This window comes from Pseudomonas sp. J380, assembly GCF_009827115.1.
GTDB classification, from domain to species: domain Bacteria; phylum Pseudomonadota; class Gammaproteobacteria; order Pseudomonadales; family Pseudomonadaceae; genus Aquipseudomonas; species Aquipseudomonas paracarnis.
Genome location: NZ_CP043060.1, coordinates 5,683,915 through 5,700,660, shown reverse-complemented (window position 1 = coordinate 5,700,660; position 16,746 = coordinate 5,683,915). Strand labels below are relative to the sequence as shown.

At 54.5% G+C, this 16,746-nt stretch carries 13 protein-coding genes, 6 tRNA genes and 3 rRNA genes; 7 read left to right on the top strand and 15 right to left on the bottom strand.

The window, feature by feature from the left end:
* Positions 1-36 precede the first annotated feature (36 nt).
* Entirely contained in the window at positions 37-969 is a 933-nt protein-coding gene (locus FXO12_RS26055) for a chemotaxis protein CheV (RefSeq protein ID WP_034128456.1), read from the bottom strand.
* Positions 970-1,043: 74 nt separating this feature from the next.
* On the opposite strand from FXO12_RS26055, the gene flgA reads away from it, so the two are divergent.
* The 4 genes from flgA (at position 1,044) to FXO12_RS26035 (ending at position 3,638) form a co-directional block, all read left to right on the top strand.
* Complete coding sequence (gene flgA / locus FXO12_RS26050; protein ID WP_057976403.1) at positions 1,044-1,808, top strand: flagellar basal body P-ring formation chaperone FlgA; 765 nt, start codon at positions 1,044-1,046, stop codon at positions 1,806-1,808.
* Positions 1,809-1,949: 141 nt separating this feature from the next.
* The gene (flgM, locus tag FXO12_RS26045) at positions 1,950-2,273 is read left to right on the top strand and encodes a flagellar biosynthesis anti-sigma factor FlgM (RefSeq protein ID WP_054897918.1); all 324 of its coding nucleotides are present in this window, start codon (positions 1,950-1,952) and stop codon (positions 2,271-2,273) included.
* 48 nt (positions 2,274-2,321) lie between these two features.
* Complete coding sequence (locus FXO12_RS26040; protein WP_034128459.1) at positions 2,322-2,792, top strand: flagella synthesis protein FlgN; 471 nt, start codon at positions 2,322-2,324, stop codon at positions 2,790-2,792.
* 96 nt (positions 2,793-2,888) lie between these two features.
* On the top strand, positions 2,889-3,638 hold the full coding sequence (locus tag FXO12_RS26035) for a flagellar brake protein (protein WP_054922165.1): 750 nt from the start codon (positions 2,889-2,891) through the stop codon (positions 3,636-3,638).
* A 60-nt stretch (positions 3,639-3,698) separates the two neighbouring features.
* Here the strand turns inward: FXO12_RS26035 and FXO12_RS26030 are convergent, their stop codons facing one another.
* The 7 genes from FXO12_RS26030 to FXO12_RS26000 all read right to left on the bottom strand — a co-directional run bounded on the left by FXO12_RS26030 (position 3,699) and on the right by FXO12_RS26000 (position 11,255).
* Positions 3,699-5,072 (bottom strand): MFS transporter, encoded by a 1,374-nt coding sequence (locus FXO12_RS26030; RefSeq protein WP_054922167.1) that lies wholly within the window; start codon positions 5,070-5,072, stop codon positions 3,699-3,701.
* Positions 5,073-5,406: 334 nt separating this feature from the next.
* Positions 5,407-5,522 (bottom strand): 5S ribosomal RNA (rrf, locus tag FXO12_RS26025).
* 152 nt (positions 5,523-5,674) lie between these two features.
* Positions 5,675-8,566, bottom strand: a 23S ribosomal RNA gene (locus FXO12_RS26020).
* 247 nt (positions 8,567-8,813) lie between these two features.
* Positions 8,814-8,889, bottom strand: a tRNA-Ala gene (locus tag FXO12_RS26015).
* A 30-nt stretch (positions 8,890-8,919) separates the two neighbouring features.
* A tRNA-Ile gene (locus FXO12_RS26010) sits at positions 8,920-8,996 on the bottom strand.
* A gap of 81 nt (positions 8,997-9,077) precedes the next feature.
* Positions 9,078-10,614, bottom strand: a 16S ribosomal RNA gene (locus tag FXO12_RS26005).
* Together the 16S, 23S and 5S rRNA genes with 2 tRNA genes alongside form the textbook arrangement of a ribosomal RNA operon.
* A gap of 564 nt (positions 10,615-11,178) precedes the next feature.
* A tRNA-Arg gene (locus tag FXO12_RS26000) sits at positions 11,179-11,255 on the bottom strand.
* 317 nt (positions 11,256-11,572) lie between these two features.
* On the opposite strand from FXO12_RS26000, the gene FXO12_RS25995 reads away from it, so the two are divergent.
* Both FXO12_RS25995 and FXO12_RS29230 read left to right on the top strand, forming a co-directional pair.
* A complete protein-coding gene (locus FXO12_RS25995; RefSeq protein WP_057975161.1) occupies positions 11,573-11,800 on the top strand; it encodes a hypothetical protein in 228 nt (75 codons plus the stop codon).
* Between the two features lie 10 nt (positions 11,801-11,810).
* The gene (locus FXO12_RS29230; RefSeq protein WP_034128463.1) at positions 11,811-11,990 is read left to right on the top strand and encodes a PA3371 family protein; all 180 of its coding nucleotides are present in this window, start codon (positions 11,811-11,813) and stop codon (positions 11,988-11,990) included.
* A 122-nt stretch (positions 11,991-12,112) separates the two neighbouring features.
* On the opposite strand, the gene FXO12_RS25990 is transcribed toward FXO12_RS29230, so the two are convergent.
* Complete coding sequence (locus FXO12_RS25990) at positions 12,113-12,337, bottom strand: hypothetical protein (protein ID WP_106117681.1); 225 nt, start codon at positions 12,335-12,337, stop codon at positions 12,113-12,115.
* 49 nt (positions 12,338-12,386) lie between these two features.
* Here FXO12_RS25990 and FXO12_RS25985 point away from each other — a divergent pair, with 49 nt between their 5' ends.
* Positions 12,387-12,713 carry an Arc family DNA-binding protein gene (locus FXO12_RS25985; RefSeq protein WP_003193592.1) on the top strand — a complete coding sequence of 109 codons (327 nt, stop codon included), beginning with the start codon at positions 12,387-12,389 and terminating at the stop codon, positions 12,711-12,713.
* 101 nt (positions 12,714-12,814) lie between these two features.
* Here the strand turns inward: FXO12_RS25985 and mgtE are convergent, their stop codons facing one another.
* The 6 genes from mgtE to FXO12_RS25955 form a co-directional block, all read right to left on the bottom strand.
* Positions 12,815-14,257 carry a magnesium transporter gene (mgtE, locus tag FXO12_RS25980; RefSeq protein ID WP_003193593.1) on the bottom strand — a complete coding sequence of 481 codons (1,443 nt, stop codon included), beginning with the start codon at positions 14,255-14,257 and terminating at the stop codon, positions 12,815-12,817.
* A 348-nt stretch (positions 14,258-14,605) separates the two neighbouring features.
* Positions 14,606-14,682: transfer RNA gene (locus tag FXO12_RS25975), tRNA-Arg, on the bottom strand.
* Between the two features lie 72 nt (positions 14,683-14,754).
* Positions 14,755-14,831, bottom strand: a tRNA-Arg gene (locus tag FXO12_RS25970).
* Between the two features lie 108 nt (positions 14,832-14,939).
* Positions 14,940-15,030: transfer RNA gene (locus FXO12_RS25965), tRNA-Ser, on the bottom strand.
* A 62-nt stretch (positions 15,031-15,092) separates the two neighbouring features.
* Positions 15,093-15,281 (bottom strand): carbon storage regulator CsrA, encoded by a 189-nt coding sequence (csrA, locus tag FXO12_RS25960; protein ID WP_003175645.1) that lies wholly within the window; start codon positions 15,279-15,281, stop codon positions 15,093-15,095.
* A gap of 174 nt (positions 15,282-15,455) precedes the next feature.
* Entirely contained in the window at positions 15,456-16,697 is a 1,242-nt protein-coding gene (locus FXO12_RS25955) for an aspartate kinase (RefSeq protein ID WP_003193595.1), read from the bottom strand.
* Between the last annotated feature and the right edge of the window lie 49 nt (positions 16,698-16,746).

Below are 16,746 nucleotides of genomic sequence, written 5' to 3'. Positions count from 1 at the left end.
CGCCTCTTAAATCGTGTGACCGCCAGGGGAAATCCCCTAGCCGTGATCTGCTGCCTTGATCCGGTCGACTACCCGGGATGCGAGGTCATCAGGACGGAACTTGGCCAGAAAGTCATCCGCACCGACCTTCTTGACCATTGCCTGATTGAATACCCCCGACAACGAAGTATGCAGGATGATATGCAACTTTTGCATGCGTGGATCGTTACGTATTTCGGCCGTGAGCGTGTAGCCATCCATTTCCGGCATCTCGATGTCAGAGATCATCATCAAGAATTCTTCTTCAGGCCTCTTGCCTTCGTCTGCCAGCTTGCGCAGGTAATCCAAGGCCTGGCGGCCATCATTGAGCGCTACCACCTCAACCCCGACCGTTTGCAGGCAACGCGTGACCTGCTTGCGCGCCACAGAAGAGTCGTCCACGGTCAACACACGCAGCGAAACCGCCTTGTGTGCCGTTTCGGCATCCACCACCCCGACGGAGATGGTTTCCGAGGTGGGGGCCACTTCGGCGAGGATCTTCTCCACGTCGATGATTTCCACCAACTGGTTATCGACCCGCGTCACGGCCGTCAGGTAGTGATCGCGCCCCGTGCCCTTGGGCGGCGGATGGATCTCTTCCCAGTTCATATTGACGATGCGCTCCACCGAGCGCACCAGGAAACCCTGGGTCTTGGTGTTGTATTCGGTGATGATCACGAAGGGGTTCTGGCGGTCTTGCAAACCCGCGGCCCCCGTGGCCATGGCCAGGTCAAGAATCGGAATGGTCGCGCCACGGATGTTGGCCACGCCGCACACCACCGGACTGGACTTGGGCATGATCGTCAACTTGGGACATTGCAGCACTTCACGCACTTTAAACACGTTGATGCCATACAACTGTTTGCCATCCAGGCGGAAAAGCAACAACTCCAGGCGATTCTGCCCTACCAGCTGTGTGCGCTGGTTTACTGAATCCATTACACCTGCCATGCCCAGACTCCTAAATCCTAGGGGTACGACGCGTACCCAACACTAAACGGCACGAGCTTTGCTATTTACTGAGTATGGATATTAAAACGACAGTTTCCCGACACCCTGGCCGCTCACGCTACCGTAGACTGCTCTGCGCCGCGATGGCACTGCTTGTCTCGAGCCTGGGCGCCACGGCCCGTGCCGACAACGTCACCCTGCCTGATCTACTTATCGGCGTCACCCAAGGCTTTCTTGAGTTCACTGTAGAAGATTATCTGGCGACTACCCAGACGCCGGGGCGTTATGAAATTCAGGTCAACCAGTTGGACCCTCGATTGCGCATGCCAATGTGCGACAAGGAATTGACAGCCACTCTGGAAAGCCCCGCCCAGCCCATCGGTCGTGTGACCGTAAAGGTACGCTGTGAGGGCGCCTCGCCCTGGACGGTTTTCGTACCAGCTCAGGTCAAGCTGTATCGCGATGTGGTGGTAGTGGCGCGACCGTTGAAGCGCACGGGCATCATCGGCTACGACGACGTGGCGTTGCGCGAGCGGGATATCAGCTTGATCAACCAGGGCTACCTGACGTCGCTGGAACAGGCCGTCGGGCAGAAACTCACGCGGCCAGTGGTCACCGACCAAGTCCTCACGCTGGTTCATCTGGAACAGGCCGAGGTGATTCGCAAGGGTGACCAGGTGGTAATTTCCGCCAGCAGCGGCGGCCTGAACGTCAGGATGCCGGGCGAGGCGCTGTCAAATGGCGGCATGAGCGAACAGATCCGCGTCAAGAACCTCAACTCCAATCGCGTGATCAAGGCGCGGGTCACGGCACCAGGCCAGGTCGAGGTGGCGCTATAGATGACTGGAATCAAATGCCAGCTTTTCCTACACTGTGTGCTGGATATTGAGCCGTACAGGTTTATTGTCAATCGAGCCTAAAGTTTGCCCGGGTATGGCCGAAAACATGGCAAGCGTCCAAATACCCAGAGGTTTTTCAACATGGTCATTGATTTCAGTCGTTTGAATAACACCCCGGCCTTGCCCGGCAATACGCGCACCGCCGGTGCCAAGGACAGCGTAGAGGCCAAGCCGCAGCCCTTGCCTGCCAAAGCAGAACAGGCCGCCGCCAGCCAGAGTGGGGAATCGGTACACCTGAGCAATGAGGCTCAACAGTTGCAGAAGGTCACTGACTCGCTGCGCGATCAACCCGTCGTCAATAAAGCCCGCGTGGCCGAGTTGAAACAGGCTATCGCCGATGGCAGCTATAAAGTCGACAGCAACCGTGTAGCCAGCAAGCTGCTCAACTTCGAAGCCGAGCGCTAGGCAAACGCCTGCGCTGGGCTTTTGGACGCTTAAAACCCAAGGCCAGCCATGCACCACGACGAACATTTGCTCCAACTGATCATTGATGATCTGGCGCCGACGCAACAATTGCTCGAGCTGCTCAAGGAAGAATCACTGGCCTTGTACGGCCGGGATATGCCCTTGCTGGAAGAAATCCTGGCGCGCAAACAGTCCCTGATTGTCTTGCTCGAACAGCACGGCAAAAAACGCAGCGAGATTCTGATCAGCCTGGGCCTGCCCGCAGATCATGATGGCCTGGCACAACTGGCCAGCCACTCCTCAGTCGGCGATCAACTGCTGGCACAAAGCAAAGAACTCAATCATTTGCTCGCCCAGTGCCAGGAAGCCAACCTGCTCAACGGCCAGTCGATCCAGCTTCAGCAAGCCACCACCGCCAATCAGTTGCGCATACTGCACGGCGGAGAGCCTCCGGCCCTGTATAACGCCCAAGGCTCCACCTCACGCCTGATCAAACCAAGCACCCGCAGCCAAGCCTGACGCCGGTTTACAGCGCGACCTATCCAAGGCGCGCTACATACTGGCAAAATGCCGGTTCTTGCGTGTAGTCGTATTTTGCCTGGAGATGGAAGAACCGTGTTCAACGCCCTTAATGCGGAAGATGCACCGCAGCCACCCAAGGTGCTCACCACGCCTCTGGAAATCGCCAGCACGTTGCGGATGCTGCAAGAAAGCCATGACCCGCTGATCATCACCTTCCACGAACGTAGCCAGCGCTTCCAGAGCTACCTGGTGGACATCGACCGGGACAGCAAGACGCTGGTACTGGACGAAATGATTCCCCGCGACGGTGAACGCTATCTTGAGAATGGCGAAGCCTTCCGTATCGAAGGCTTCCATGAGGGCGTGCGGGTTGCCTGGGAAAGCAACGGCACCTTGACCATCAGCGAGAAAGGCGGCCACCGCATCTACAGCGGCAGCCTGCCCGGCGAAGTGGTTTACCACCAAAGACGCAATGCCTTCCGCGCCGCACTGAAACTCGCGCAATTGGTGGATATTCAGTTAGGTGGCGAGAAGCTCAAGGTGCCTGTCAGCGGTAAGCTGTTGGACATCTCGGCAACCGGCTGCAAATTGCGCTTTGAAGGCGACATCTCCGAGCGTCTGCAGTTAGGCCAGGTCTATGATCGCTTTATCGCTGCCCTGCCCTTCGGCAGCATGACCACCTCTGTGGAACTGCGCTATCTGCACTTCGAAGACAAGATCAACACCACCTTTGCCGGCGTGCGCTTTCATAACATGAGTGGCTTGGTGCAGCGACAAGTGGAACGCTTTGTCTACCAATTACAGCGTGAAGCTCGGCGCTTCGATAAAGACGACGATCTCTAAGCGTTAGACGCTGAGATAAAAAAACGGGCAGATCCTGATGGGATCTGCCCGTTTTTTCGTTCAGGGGCGTGCCCTGCTTAAGTCATGGGGATGTTCGTCCGGGTCTGGTGGCTCGTGCGGCTCTTCGCTCGTCGGCTCATCGGTTTCAGGGGCAGGCTCTGGATCGGGCACAGTGACTTGCATCTGATCCTGTACCACCTGCTCATCCACCCGCGGGTCAAGGGCAGCCACCAAAGGCGAACTGGACATGCTGTCGGGCATCGCCACGTGATGCAGCGGCGCGTCATCGACCTGATGCAGGTTGGTCACCGCCTTGGGGCGAATGCGCCACACCAGGATCAATGCACACAGGCTGAAAAACGCATAGAGCATCTGGCTGCCGAATAGCTTCATTACCACACCGGCCAACAGCGGCCCCACGCTGGCGCCGATCCCGTAGGTCACCAGCAACATGGCCGTCAGCGATACCCGACGATCGCCTTCCACATGGTCGTTGGAAAAGGCCACTGCCAAAGGGTAAAGGCAGAACTGCACCAGCGAACAGAAGAAGCCCGCCACGAACAACACTTCCAGCGGAACCTGCGTCATGATTGCCAACGGCAAGGCCGTCACCGCCAGGCACAAGGCGAAGCAGCGAATCAGCAGCGCGCGGTCATATCGGTCCGACAACCAGCCCAGTGGCCACTGCACGACCAATCCAGCAAAAATGCAGCTACCCATGAACAGGCCGACTTGCTCGGTCGTCAGGCCCTGCTGAGAGGCGTACAGCGGTGCCAAGCCGTAGAACGAACCGACGATCAACCCAGCGCCCAACACGGTGCTGAGCGACTGCGGCACGCGCTTGATAAAGAAGCGCGGCTCCATCGGGGCCGGGTGCAGTGGGGCCGGGTGAATGCGTCGAGTCATTGCCACCGGGACCAGGCACAGCGCAAAGCACAACGCCACGAGCATCAACAGCTCAAGCCCAAGATGGGGATGCATGACCAGGATCAGTTGGCCCAGCACCAACCCAAGGTAGGACGCAATCATGTAGCCGCTGAACACCACACCGCGCTGCTTGGCATCCGCCTGCTCGTTGAGCCAACTCTCGATGACCATGTACTGGCACATCATCCCCAGGCCCACGATCATCCGCAGCACGATCCAGGCTGGCAGCCAATCAATCAAACCGTGCCCCAGCACCGCTGCACCGACGATGCCCGCGCAGGTGGCGTAGGCGCGAATATGCCCGACCCGGGCGATGAGGCGGTGTCCGAGCTTGCCGCCCAGCACCAAGCCAAAATAGTTGGCGGCCATCAGCGCACCGACCCACAGGCTGTCGACATTGTCTGCTGCCAGACGCAAAGCCAGATAAGTACTAAGTAGGCCGGAGCCGATCAGCATCATCAAAGAGGCGAAATAAAGGGCTCGAAAAGATTTCCAGATCTGGCGCATCGGCGTTCCGAGCGGCTCCTTGCGGTGAGGGGTAGGGCTATCAGCATGATAGTCCGGGGCGGTTGGATCCGGACAGGCAGCAGGGCCTGTTCCCGGCGATTATTTTGTTTCACAGCTCAGACGCTACGTGGGTGTCTGCGAGGTACATAACCGTGGAGATAAATACATGGCGCACCACCTGTGAACCTTGATAACACGCAAGGTTCGACTGGTATTCGGGTATCTGTACAAAAGGTTTCAATGGAACGCTATGCAGGCTTTGGAAGTTGGCGTGCTTTTAGAGCGCCCAAAACAAAACCCCAACTGCTTTCGCAATTGGGGTTTCGGAATTTAATCTTGACGATGACCTACTCTCACATGGGGAAACCCCACACTACCATCGGCGATGCATCGTTTCACTGCTGAGTTCGGGATGGGATCAGGTGGTTCCAATGCTCTATGGTCGTCAAGAAATTCGGGTACTGAGTCGTGACCAAGTGGCCTCGCTTCAGCAAATTGGGTATGTGATAGAGCTTGGTGTTTTGTGAGCGTCGAACTTTCGGTTCATTTTCGTCTTCACACACCGCAATCTGGCCTTTCGACTCAAATTGCTTGGGTGTTATATGGTCAAGCCTCACGGGCAATTAGTATTGGTTAGCTCAACGCCTCACAGCGCTTACACACCCAACCTATCAACGTCGTAGTCTTCGACGGCCCTTCAGGGAACTCAAGGTTCCAGTGAGATCTCATCTTGAGGCTAGTTTCCCGCTTAGATGCTTTCAGCGGTTATCTATTCCGAACATAGCTACCCGGCAATGCCACTGGCGTGACAACCGGAACACCAGAGGTTCGTCCACTCCGGTCCTCTCGTACTAGGAGCAGCCCCTCTCAAATCTCAAACGTCCACGGCAGATAGGGACCGAACTGTCTCACGACGTTCTAAACCCAGCTCGCGTACCACTTTAAATGGCGAACAGCCATACCCTTGGGACCGGCTTCAGCCCCAGGATGTGATGAGCCGACATCGAGGTGCCAAACACCGCCGTCGATATGAACTCTTGGGCGGTATCAGCCTGTTATCCCCGGAGTACCTTTTATCCGTTGAGCGATGGCCCTTCCATACAGAACCACCGGATCACTAAGACCTACTTTCGTACCTGCTCGACGTGTCTGTCTCGCAGTCAAGCGCGCTTTTGCCTTTATACTCTACGACCGATTTCCGACCGGTCTGAGCGCACCTTCGTACTCCTCCGTTACTCTTTAGGAGGAGACCGCCCCAGTCAAACTACCCACCATACACTGTCCTCGATCCGGATAACGGACCTGAGTTAGAACCTCAAAGTTGCCAGGGTGGTATTTCAAGGATGGCTCCACGCAGACTGGCGTCCACGCTTCAAAGCCTCCCACCTATCCTACACAAGCAAATTCAAAGTCCAGTGCAAAGCTATAGTAAAGGTTCACGGGGTCTTTCCGTCTAGCCGCGGATACACTGCATCTTCACAGCGATTTCAATTTCACTGAGTCTCGGGTGGAGACAGCGCCGCCATCGTTACGCCATTCGTGCAGGTCGGAACTTACCCGACAAGGAATTTCGCTACCTTAGGACCGTTATAGTTACGGCCGCCGTTTACCGGGGCTTCGATCAAGAGCTTCGCGTTAGCTAACCCCATCAATTAACCTTCCGGCACCGGGCAGGCGTCACACCCTATACGTCCACTTTCGTGTTTGCAGAGTGCTGTGTTTTTAATAAACAGTCGCAGCGGCCTGGTATCTTCGACCGGCATGAGCTTACGGAGCAAGTCCTTCACCCTCACCGGCGCACCTTCTCCCGAAGTTACGGTGCCATTTTGCCTAGTTCCTTCACCCGAGTTCTCTCAAGCGCCTTGGTATTCTCTACCCAACCACCTGTGTCGGTTTGGGGTACGGTTCCTGGTTACCTGAAGCTTAGAAGCTTTTCTTGGAAGCATGGCATCAACCACTTCGTTACCTAAAAGGTAACTCGTCATCAGCTCTCGGCCTTAGAATCCCGGATTTACCTAAGATTCCAGCCTACCACCTTAAACTTGGACAACCAACGCCAAGCTGGCCTAGCCTTCTCCGTCCCTCCATCGCAATAACCAGAAGTACAGGAATATTAACCTGTTTTCCATCGACTACGCTTTTCAGCCTCGCCTTAGGGACCGACTAACCCTGCGTCGATTAACGTTGCGCAGGAAACCTTGGTCTTTCGGCGTGGGTGTTTTTCACACCCATTATCGTTACTCATGTCAGCATTCGCACTTCTGATACCTCCAGCAAGCTTCTCAACTCACCTTCACAGGCTTACAGAACGCTCCTCTACCGCATCACTTACGTGATACCCGTAGCTTCGGTGTATGGTTTGAGCCCCGTTACATCTTCCGCGCAGGCCGACTCGACTAGTGAGCTATTACGCTTTCTTTAAAGGGTGGCTGCTTCTAAGCCAACCTCCTAGCTGTCTAAGCCTTCCCACATCGTTTCCCACTTAACCATAACTTTGGGACCTTAGCTGACGGTCTGGGTTGTTTCCCTTTTCACGACGGACGTTAGCACCCGCCGTGTGTCTCCCATGCTCGGCACTTGTAGGTATTCGGAGTTTGCATCGGTTTGGTAAGTCGGGATGACCCCCTAGCCGAAACAGTGCTCTACCCCCTACAGTGATACATGAGGCGCTACCTAAATAGCTTTCGAGGAGAACCAGCTATCTCCGAGCTTGATTAGCCTTTCACTCCGATCCACAGGTCATCCGCTAACTTTTCAACGGTAGTCGGTTCGGTCCTCCAGTTAGTGTTACCCAACCTTCAACCTGCCCATGGATAGATCGCCCGGTTTCGGGTCTATTCCCAGCGACTAGACGCCCTATTAAGACTCGCTTTCGCTACGCCTCCCCTATTCGGTTAAGCTCGCCACTGAAAATAAGTCGCTGACCCATTATACAAAAGGTACGCAGTCACCCAACAAAGTGGGCTCCCACTGCTTGTACGCATACGGTTTCAGGATCTATTTCACTCCCCTCTCCGGGGTTCTTTTCGCCTTTCCCTCACGGTACTGGTTCACTATCGGTCAGTCAGTAGTATTTAGCCTTGGAGGATGGTCCCCCCATATTCAGACAAAGTTTCTCGTGCTCCGTCCTACTCGATTTCATGACTAAGAGATTTTCGCGTACAGGGCTATCACCCACTATGGCCGCACTTTCCAGAGCGTTCCGCTAATCTCAAAGCCACTTAAGGGCTAGTCCCCGTTCGCTCGCCACTACTAAGGGAATCTCGGTTGATTTCTTTTCCTCAGGGTACTTAGATGTTTCAGTTCCCCTGGTTCGCCTCTTGCACCTATGTATTCAGTACAAGATAACCATCTTATGATGGCTGGGTTCCCCCATTCAGACATCTCCGGATCAAAGTCTGTTTGCCGACTCCCCGAAGCTTTTCGCAGGCTACCACGTCTTTCATCGCCTCTGACTGCCAAGGCATCCACCGTATGCGCTTCTTCACTTGACCATATAACCCCAAGCAATCTGGTTATACTGTGAAGACGACATTCGCCGAAAATTCGAATTTCTCATTTAAGAGAACTCACAAATTTTACCTTAGCCTGATCCGTTACCAGTGAAAGTAACGTTCAGTCTATCTTTCTATCACATACCCAAATTTTTAAAGAACGAACTAGTCAAAGACTAGAAATCAACATTCACCATCACAACGATGGAATGCTCATTTCTAAGCTTTATACAAACAGAAGCAGTAGTGGTGGAGCCAAACGGGATCGAACCGTTGACCTCCTGCGTGCAAGGCAGGCGCTCTCCCAGCTGAGCTATGGCCCCGTATTTCTACAGGCGTTTCCCACACAAAATTGGTGGGTCTGGGCAGATTCGAACTGCCGACCTCACCCTTATCAGGGGTGCGCTCTAACCAACTGAGCTACAGACCCAATTTCGGGCTGCTTCTTTCGTCTTCTTCAATGAATCAAGCAATTCGTGTGGGAACTTATGGAGCAGCTGATGTCGTCGATTAAGGAGGTGATCCAGCCGCAGGTTCCCCTACGGCTACCTTGTTACGACTTCACCCCAGTCATGAATCACACCGTGGTAACCGTCCTCCCGAAGGTTAGACTAGCTACTTCTGGTGCAACCCACTCCCATGGTGTGACGGGCGGTGTGTACAAGGCCCGGGAACGTATTCACCGCGACATTCTGATTCGCGATTACTAGCGATTCCGACTTCACGCAGTCGAGTTGCAGACTGCGATCCGGACTACGATCGGTTTTATGGGATTAGCTCCACCTCGCGGCTTGGCAACCCTCTGTACCGACCATTGTAGCACGTGTGTAGCCCAGGCCGTAAGGGCCATGATGACTTGACGTCATCCCCACCTTCCTCCGGTTTGTCACCGGCAGTCTCCTTAGAGTGCCCACCATTACGTGCTGGTAACTAAGGACAAGGGTTGCGCTCGTTACGGGACTTAACCCAACATCTCACGACACGAGCTGACGACAGCCATGCAGCACCTGTCTCAATGTTCCCGAAGGCACCAATCCATCTCTGGAAAGTTCATTGGATGTCAAGGCCTGGTAAGGTTCTTCGCGTTGCTTCGAATTAAACCACATGCTCCACCGCTTGTGCGGGCCCCCGTCAATTCATTTGAGTTTTAACCTTGCGGCCGTACTCCCCAGGCGGTCAACTTAATGCGTTAGCTGCGCCACTAAAAGCTCAAGGCTTCCAACGGCTAGTTGACATCGTTTACGGCGTGGACTACCAGGGTATCTAATCCTGTTTGCTCCCCACGCTTTCGCACCTCAGTGTCAGTATTAGTCCAGGTGGTCGCCTTCGCCACTGGTGTTCCTTCCTATATCTACGCATTTCACCGCTACACAGGAAATTCCACCACCCTCTACCATACTCTAGTCAGTCAGTTTTGAATGCAGTTCCCAGGTTGAGCCCGGGGATTTCACATCCAACTTAACAAACCACCTACGCGCGCTTTACGCCCAGTAATTCCGATTAACGCTTGCACCCTCTGTATTACCGCGGCTGCTGGCACAGAGTTAGCCGGTGCTTATTCTGTCGGTAACGTCAAAATTGCAGAGTATTAATCTACAACCCTTCCTCCCAACTTAAAGTGCTTTACAATCCGAAGACCTTCTTCACACACGCGGCATGGCTGGATCAGGCTTTCGCCCATTGTCCAATATTCCCCACTGCTGCCTCCCGTAGGAGTCTGGACCGTGTCTCAGTTCCAGTGTGACTGATCATCCTCTCAGACCAGTTACGGATCGTCGCCTTGGTGAGCCATTACCCCACCAACTAGCTAATCCGACCTAGGCTCATCTGATAGCGCAAGGCCCGAAGGTCCCCTGCTTTCTCCCGTAGGACGTATGCGGTATTAGCGTCCGTTTCCGAACGTTATCCCCCACTACCAGGCAGATTCCTAGGCATTACTCACCCGTCCGCCGCTCTCAAGAGAAGCAAGCTTCTCTCTACCGCTCGACTTGCATGTGTTAGGCCTGCCGCCAGCGTTCAATCTGAGCCATGATCAAACTCTTCAGTTCAAACATCTTTGGGTTTTTAAGAAACCCTAAACTTGGCTCAGCAATCGTTGGTTACATCTTTGATTTCTCGCGGAGTAACTTGTGATGCTGATAATCTTGTTGACTATCAGTCTGACTCCACAAGCACCCACACGAATTGCTTGATTCAGTTGTTAAAGAGCGGTTGGTTAAGATCTTTCGTCTCAACCGAGGCGCGCATTCTACAGCAGCCTCATTTGCTGTCAAGTGGTTATTTTCAGAAGTTTTCGAAGATTTCTTCAACAACTTCAACCACTTGCGCTTGCGATCTCTCGTAAGCGGGAGGCGAATTCTACAGGAATCGCCATGAACGTCAACCCCTTATCCGCAAAAAAGCTAAAAACCCATTCGCCTATAAAATCAGGATGCCTCGCCGCCTCTTCTATATAAGAAGAAGCTTATCGCCCTAGGGCGTGAATACCCCCTCCCACACAAATGCATCGAACTCCAACCGGAAGAAGCCCGGCCGAGACCTGCGAAAGCGAGGAGCGAGAAAGACTGTTTTTTTAGACCGGCGAATACCGGAAAGGGAAAGCTCAACAGAGATGGTGTCCCAGGGCCGGTTCGAACGGCCAACCTTCCCCTTAGGAGGGGGATGCTCTATCCAATTGAGCTACTGGGACAAATGCTTACCCGGAAGGGCTAGCGACAGACGGCGTGCATCTTAACGGCCGAGGCTGGTTTTGTCATGTCGTCCGTTGGCATTTTGAATGTAGGCCGATCCCTGCGAATGCATTCAAAGCCTCTCGCTGCAGACCAAAGCCTTCAGATGTATCGTGCAAATTGCACTGCGCCAATATGCCATCATTGCAAACTGCAACCTCAAAACCCCACAAATCAAATCTAACTCTTTGTTTTTATTGGCCTAATAGGTTGGCACGACATCTGCAAAGTCATATATACACAACCAATCGTTTCAGGCACCGTGGAGACCATGACTATGAACAGCGCCCTTCTATTAGCACTGAACGCTGTGGCACTGGCCGCGGTGGTGACGTTTCATTTTCAGCCGACCAATACTGAAGACGGCGCGCAAATCAGCCAAGCCATTCCCCACCATCCGCAACAGCGCCCTCAACTCGCACTGATGACTGCCAACCCCCAGCCCCCCATCCGCCTGACCCAAGAAACCGAATCTGCCCCAGCGGCCGAGCATTGGGTTTTCTGAGAAAATATTCATGTCCAAATCTGCCTGGTTATTTCTGTGCCTGACCCTCATGTCCGCCGCACTAGGCCTGGGAGCCACCTCACAACAAGCTCAAACCCTAGCCTTCGTCGCGAGCGCCGTGCTGGGCAGCCTACTGATAATTGCACTCATCAAGGGTCGCCGAATCAAATTCGATCCACTCCTTCGCTAGCCCTCCCCCGCCGTCCCTTCTCCCTACCTTATGTCGCCTGACACTCGTAAATAGCCGAACAGCTACTAACCTTAAGCTTGCGGGCAAAAGGCCATACCCCTATAGAAAGGACACCCTTCGACTCAGATTCCGCGCTGGCCTGGACGAAGGTTGCCGAGCTTCGCTGCAGCTGCAGGAAATTTTTCCAACCAGTCCGCAAAAACGCAAATCAGTACTGGCATAAAGCCTTTAGGCGGTTCAATATTTGTCACAGAATTGACGCCAATGAAATGGCAAATCTGAGGCATGATGCGGCCTCTTTGCAATTCGCGTTGAACTTTGGTCGTGAGCCTTGTCTTAACACTCATCTTGCGGCCAATTCCAGAAACCGCTCCCCTGAACTAACCGGTTAAATATATGCGCCCATTGAAACAGGCAATTTATTCCAGCCGTACGGCTGACAAATTCGTCGTACGTCTGCCAGACGGAATGCGGGAACGCATTGCCGAGGTGGCTCGCAATCATCACCGCAGCATGAACTCCGAAATCATCGCACGCCTGGAACAAAGCCTTATTCAGGAAGGTGCCTTGGGTGAAGAGTTGAGCATGCGCCTGGACAGCCCCGAGCTGTCACTGCACGAACGCGAACTGCTGCAGCGTTTTCGTCAGCTCTCCCACCGCCAGCAAAATGCTCTCGTCTCGCTGATCGCGCACGACGTGGAGGCGGCCGCAGAAGCCAATTGATTGACACCTGAAAGCCGAAGCCAGCCCTGCGCTGGCTTTTTTTTGCGTCGAGTTTGGGAATAAGAAGCAAAGCGAGGGCAGGTTTGCCCCCGCGGGAAGGGTCAGAGCAGGAAGATCGTTGCCAGGCCCAGGAAGATGAAGAAACCACCACTGTCAGTCATGGCCGTGATCATCACACTGGCACCCATGGCGGGATCGCGACCTAGACGCGCCAAGGTCATGGGGATCAATACCCCCATCAAGGCCGCCAGCAACAGGTTAAGGGTCATGGCCGCAGTCATGACCACACCTAGGGACCAACTGCCGTAGAGCAAGTAGGCCACCACGCCAATCACGCCCCCCCACACCAATCCGTTTATGAGGCCTACAGCCAGTTCCTTGCGCAACAGCCGTGAGGAATTGGCGGTACTGACCTGGTCCAGCGCCATGGCGCGCACGATCATGGTGATGGTCTGGTTCCCAGAGTTGCCGCCAATGCCCGCCACAATCGGCATCAACGCCGCCAAGGCAACCAGCTTCTCGATGGAGCCTTCAAACAACCCGATCACGCGAGAAGCGATAAACGCGGTAATCAGATTGATAGCCAGCCAAGCCCAGCGGTTATGCAGTGAACGCCAGACCGACGCGAAAATATCTTCCTCTTCACGCAAACCCGCCATGTTGAGGACTTCGGTTTCACTTTCCTCACGGATCAAGTCGACGATTTCATCGATGGTCAGACGACCGATCAACTTGCCGTTCTTATCTACCACCGGAGCCGAGATCAAGTCGTAACGCTCGAATGCCTGGGCCGCGTCGTAGGCATCTTCGTCCGGGTGGAAGCTCACGGTATCGCTGGCCATCAGGTCAGCAACTTTTTTCTCCGGATCATTGACCAGCAGGCGCTTGATCGGCAAAACGCCTTTGAGGATGCCCTCATAGTCGACCACAAACAATTTGTCGGTGTGGCCGGGCAACTCTTTGAGGCGGCGCAGGTAACGCAGCACCACTTCCAGGCTGACGTCTTCGCGGATGGTGACCATCTCGAAGTCCATCAGGGCGCCGACCTGATCCTCGTCGTACGACAGCGCGGAACGCACACGCTCACGCTGCTGCGTGTCGAGCGCTTCCATCAACTCATGGACAACATCACGGGGCAGCTCAGGGGCCAGGTCAGCAAGCTCGTCCGCATCCATCTCCTTGGCGGCAGCCAGGAGTTCGTGGTCATCCATGTCGGCGATGAGCGTCTCACGCACCGAGTCCGATACTTCCAGAAGGATGTCACCGTCGCGATCAGCCTTCACCAACTGCCACAGGGTCAGTCGGTCATCCAACGGCAAGGCTTCAAGAATGTAGGCGACGTCGGCGGAGTGCAGGTCATCGAGCTTGCGTTGCAACTCGACGAGGTTTTGCCGGTGAACCAGGTTTTCGACGCGGTCGTGGTTCGGACCTTCCTGGCGGTGCGTGAGGTCTTCGACCACGCGCTGGCGCTGCAGCAGCTCGATAACTTGAGCCAGACGATCCTGCAGGCTTTCTTGTGTTTTCTTTACTTCTACTTCGGTCATAGGCGAACTCCACTCCCAGCAGCGGGGCACGCCGGAAGGATCAATCAGTCAATTCATGATTGGTAAAACGGGGTACTGAGTAACTACTGGGTAAGTCCATGGAGGTATTCCACAAGCCCCGGCGGGGCTGACGGGCGCATGATACACCGCCCGGACGTTTTAAACGTTAAAAAACTGGAAAGAACAAGCGCTTGCACGCCAAAGCTCAGTATTGGCTGCATCTATGAACTGCGACGACGCAGACGCATGGGAAAACACATGAGGAGGGAGAAAAAGGAGGACGCCGGATAAAGCCTATACAAACCCCAGACGGCAAAAAGCCCGCACTAAGCGGGCTTTTTGTTTGTATGGTGCACTCGACAGGATTCGAACCTGTGACCGCTCGGTTCGTAGCCGAGTACTCTATCCAGCTGAGCTACGAGTGCAGATTGTGTTTTTAGACCAGATCACAACTGGTTGAAGCCAAGCTACCTGCATCGCTGCAACTAACTCTTAAATGGTGCACTCGACAGGATTCGAACCTGTGACCGCTCGGTTCGTAGCCGAGTACTCTATCCAGCTGAGCTACGAGTGCATTTGTTGCCGCGCATTATAGGCCGTTCAATCTCTATGTAAAGCTATTTTTTCGAGTATTTTCAACAACTTACCGAAAAAACCAGATTGCAACGTACTAAGCAAATAATGGCGGAGAACGGGGGATTCGAACCCCCGACACCCTTTTGAGGTGTACTCCCTTAGCAGGGGAGCGCCTTCGGCCACTCGGCCAGCTCTCCGCAACACGGGGCGTATATTAACCACGTTCCTCCCCGTTTGCAAACATAAAAAACGATAAAAATTAAAGGCTTGGTTCTTCGTCCTTCTCTTTCTTGATCCGCAGGTAGATTTCCTCGCGGTGGACCGCCACCTCTTTCGGAGCGTTAACCCCAATACGTACTTGATTGCCTTTGACGCCGAGCACGGTCACAGTGATTTCGCCATCACCGATAATCAGGCTTTCTGCGCAACGACGAGTCAGAATCAGCATACCTTTCACCTCACGCATTTCAGTTCAGGAACAACAGTCTGCAAAAAAAAAGCATTCGACCTACAACCAAAAGGTCGTAGCCCTACTCGCTAAGTATTGTCGAGCCCATGCAAAAGACCATGTACCCCACAAAAAAATGAAAGGCGCGGTAAACCGCGCCTTCCTGGCAATGCATCACTCGCCCTGTCGGGCCGGCGCATCCAACTCAAAAGCCGTATGCAGCGCGCGTACAGCCAGCTCCAGGTACTTCTCTTCGAGGACGACCGAGACTTTGATTTCCGAGGTGGAAATCATCTGGATGTTGATACCTTCTTTGGCAAGAGCCCCGAACATACGGCTGGCAACGCCAGCATGGGAACGCATGCCCACCCCGACGATCGACACCTTTGCAATCTTGGTATCGCCGACCACTTCACGCGCGCCAATCTCGCTCGCAGTGTTCTGCAGGATTTTCAATGCTGCATCGTATTCATTGCGATGCACGGTGAAGGTGAAATCGGTGGTGTTGTCGTGCGAAACGTTCTGCACGATCATGTCGACTTCAACATTCGCATCGCTGACAGGCCCCAGAATCTTGAAAGCCACGCCTGGGGTGTCTGGCACGCCACGGATCGTCAGCTTGGCTTCATCGCGATTGAAAGCGATGCCGGAAATGATCGGCTGTTCCATGGATTCCTCTTCATCAATAGTAATGAGGGTGCCCGGACCCTCCTTGAAGCTGTGCAATACGCGCAGCGGAACGTTGTACTTGCCGGCGAACTCCACCGCACGAATCTGCAACACCTTGGAACCAAGGCTGGCCATTTCCAGCATTTCTTCAAAGGTGATCTTGTCCAGCCGTTGGGCCACTGGCACGACGCGTGGGTCAGTGGTGTAGACGCCATCCACATCGGTATAGATCTGGCATTCGTCAGCCTTGAGCGCTGCCGCCAGGGCCACACCGGTGGTGTCCGAACCGCCACGACCCAGCGTGGTGATGTTGCCGTGCTCATCCACGCCCTGGAAACCCGCTACAACTACCACACGGCCTGCTTTGAGATCAGTGCGAATTTTCTGATCATCAATCTGCAGGATCCGCGCCTTGGTATGTGCGCTGTCTGTAAGAATGCGCACCTGACTACCAGTGTAGGACACCGCTGGCACGCCACGCTTGTTCAGCGCCATGGCCAACAGCGCAATGGTTACCTGCTCGCCCGTGGAGACAATCACATCCAGCTCGCGCGGCAGCGGCTGTTGATCACCGCTGATGGCCTTGGCCAGATCGATCAGGCGATTGGTCTCGCCACTCATGGCCGACAGCACCACTACCAGGTCATCGCCAGCATCGCGGAATTTCTTAACCTTGTCGGCGACCTGCTCGATTCTTTCGACAGAACCGACCGAGGTGCCTCCAAATTTCTGTACGATCAAAGCCATTTCCAAGCCGCCTCAGCCCGTAAAGGGGCGCCTAATTTCCAATCCACCC